The organism is Bacillus sp. FSL K6-0069, from assembly GCF_038007785.1.
GTDB classification, from domain to species: Bacteria; Bacillota; Bacilli; order Bacillales; family Bacillaceae_G; genus Bacillus_A; species Bacillus_A mobilis.
The window spans coordinates 85,001-87,500 of sequence record NZ_JBBOXN010000001.1; the positions used below are offsets into that span (position 1 = coordinate 85,001).

Below are 2,500 nucleotides of genomic sequence, written 5' to 3' on the forward strand. Positions count from 1 at the left end.
GGAGCGTTCTAAGTGCAGTGAAGTCAGACCGGAAGGACTGGTGGAGCGCTTAGAAGTGAGAATGCCGGTATGAGTAGCGAAAGACGGGTGAGAATCCCGTCCACCGAATGCCTAAGGTTTCCTGAGGAAGGCTCGTCCGCTCAGGGTTAGTCAGGACCTAAGCCGAGGCCGACAGGCGTAGGCGATGGACAACAGGTTGATATTCCTGTACCACCTCTTTATCGTTTGAGCAATGGAGGGACGCAGAAGGATAGAAGAAGCGTGCGATTGGTTGTGCACGTCCAAGCAGTTAGGCTGATAAGTAGGCAAATCCGCTTATCGTGAAGGCTGAGCTGTGATGGGGAAGCTCCTTATGGAGCGAAGTCTTTGATTCCCCGCTGCCAAGAAAAGCTTCTAGCGAGATAAAAGGTGCCTGTACCGCAAACCGACACAGGTAGGCGAGGAGAGAATCCTAAGGTGTGCGAGAGAACTCTGGTTAAGGAACTCGGCAAAATGACCCCGTAACTTCGGGAGAAGGGGTGCTTTCTTAACGGAAAGCCGCAGTGAATAGGCCCAAGCGACTGTTTAGCAAAAACACAGCTCTCTGCGAAGCCGTAAGGCGAAGTATAGGGGGTGACACCTGCCCGGTGCTGGAAGGTTAAGGAGAGGGGTTAGCGTAAGCGAAGCTCTGAACTGAAGCCCCAGTAAACGGCGGCCGTAACTATAACGGTCCTAAGGTAGCGAAATTCCTTGTCGGGTAAGTTCCGACCCGCACGAAAGGTGTAACGATTTGGGCACTGTCTCAACCAGAGACTCGGTGAAATTATAGTACCTGTGAAGATGCAGGTTACCCGCGACAGGACGGAAAGACCCCGTGGAGCTTTACTGTAGCCTGATATTGAATTTTGGTACATTTTGTACAGGATAGGCGGGAGCCATTGAAACCGGAGCGCTAGCTTCGGTGGAGGCGCTGGTGGGATACCGCCCTGAATGTATTGAAATTCTAACCTACGGGTCTTATCGACCCGGGAGACAGTGTCAGGTGGGCAGTTTGACTGGGGCGGTCGCCTCCTAAAGTGTAACGGAGGCGCCCAAAGGTTCCCTCAGAATGGTTGGAAATCATTCGTAGAGTGCAAAGGCATAAGGGAGCTTGACTGCGAGACCTACAAGTCGAGCAGGGACGAAAGTCGGGCTTAGTGATCCGGTGGTTCCGCATGGAAGGGCCATCGCTCAACGGATAAAAGCTACCCCGGGGATAACAGGCTTATCTCCCCCAAGAGTCCACATCGACGGGGAGGTTTGGCACCTCGATGTCGGCTCATCGCATCCTGGGGCTGTAGTCGGTCCCAAGGGTTGGGCTGTTCGCCCATTAAAGCGGTACGCGAGCTGGGTTCAGAACGTCGTGAGACAGTTCGGTCCCTATCCGTCGTGGGCGTAGGAAATTTGAGAGGAGCTGTCCTTAGTACGAGAGGACCGGGATGGACGCACCGCTGGTGTACCAGTTGTTCTGCCAAGGGCATAGCTGGGTAGCTATGTGCGGAAGGGATAAGTGCTGAAAGCATCTAAGCATGAAGCCCCCCTCAAGATGAGATTTCCCATAGCGTAAGCTAGTAAGATCCCTGAAAGATGATCAGGTTGATAGGTTCGAGGTGGAAGCGTGGTGACATGTGGAGCTGACGAATACTAATAGATCGAGGACTTAACCATATAATATGAAGCAATGTTATCTAGTTTTGAAAGAATATAAAAAACTTGTTGACTTTAAAAGTTAAATGAGTTACAATAATTCTTGTCTTAAATGAATACAGTCTGGTAATGATGGCAGAGAGGCCACACCCGTTCCCATACCGAACACGGAAGTTAAGCTCTCTAGCGCCGATGGTAGTTGGGACCTTGTCCCTGTGAGAGTAGGACGTTGCCAGGCAATTCGGAGGATTAGCTCAGCTGGGAGAGCACCTGCCTTACAAGCAGGGGGTCGGCGGTTCGATCCCGTCATCCTCCACCATTTAGCCGACTTAGCTCAATTGGTAGAGCAACTGACTTGTAATCAGTAGGTTGGGGGTTCAAGTCCTCTAGTCGGCACCAGTTTTTATTGCACGAGCCATTAGCTCAGTTGGTAGAGCATCTGACTTTTAATCAGAGGGTCGAAGGTTCGAATCCTTCATGGCTCACCATTTTAACTTAAATATGCGGGTGTGGCGGAATTGGCAGACGCACTAGACTTAGGATCTAGCGCCTTTGGCGTGGGGGTTCGACTCCCTTCACCCGCACTTTTAATAAAATAACTCAAACATGTCTTGCGGAAGTAGTTCAGTGGTAGAATACAACCTTGCCAAGGTTGGGGTCGCGGGTTCGAATCCCGTCTTCCGCTCCAATTTCCAATATGACATGCCGGGGTGGCGGAACAGGCAGACGCACAGGACTTAAAATCCTGCGGTGGGTGACCACCGTGCGGGTTCGACCCCCGCCCTCGGCACCATATGCGCCCGTAGCTCAATTGGATAGAGCGTTTGACTACGGA

General features: G+C 51.8%; 7 tRNA genes and 2 rRNA genes (2 of these 9 cut by a window edge). All 9 read left to right on the forward strand.

Features of this window, described 5'->3' with window-relative positions:
* Positions 1-1,686 (forward strand): 23S ribosomal RNA (locus MHB74_RS00440) (it extends 1,236 nt beyond the left edge of the window).
* A gap of 101 nt (positions 1,687-1,787) precedes the next feature.
* A 5S ribosomal RNA gene (gene rrf, locus MHB74_RS00445) occupies positions 1,788-1,903 on the forward strand.
* Between the two features lie 5 nt (positions 1,904-1,908).
* Positions 1,909-1,984: transfer RNA gene (locus MHB74_RS00450), tRNA-Val, on the forward strand.
* Positions 1,985-1,988: 4 nt separating this feature from the next.
* A tRNA-Thr gene (locus tag MHB74_RS00455) sits at positions 1,989-2,064 on the forward strand.
* 13 nt (positions 2,065-2,077) lie between these two features.
* Positions 2,078-2,153: transfer RNA gene (locus MHB74_RS00460), tRNA-Lys, on the forward strand.
* 15 nt (positions 2,154-2,168) lie between these two features.
* Positions 2,169-2,249: transfer RNA gene (locus tag MHB74_RS00465), tRNA-Leu, on the forward strand.
* Positions 2,250-2,278: 29 nt separating this feature from the next.
* Positions 2,279-2,353, forward strand: a tRNA-Gly gene (locus MHB74_RS00470).
* Positions 2,354-2,369: 16 nt separating this feature from the next.
* Positions 2,370-2,458: transfer RNA gene (locus MHB74_RS00475), tRNA-Leu, on the forward strand.
* A 3-nt stretch (positions 2,459-2,461) separates the two neighbouring features.
* A tRNA-Arg gene (locus MHB74_RS00480) sits at positions 2,462-2,500 on the forward strand (it continues 35 nt past the right edge of the window).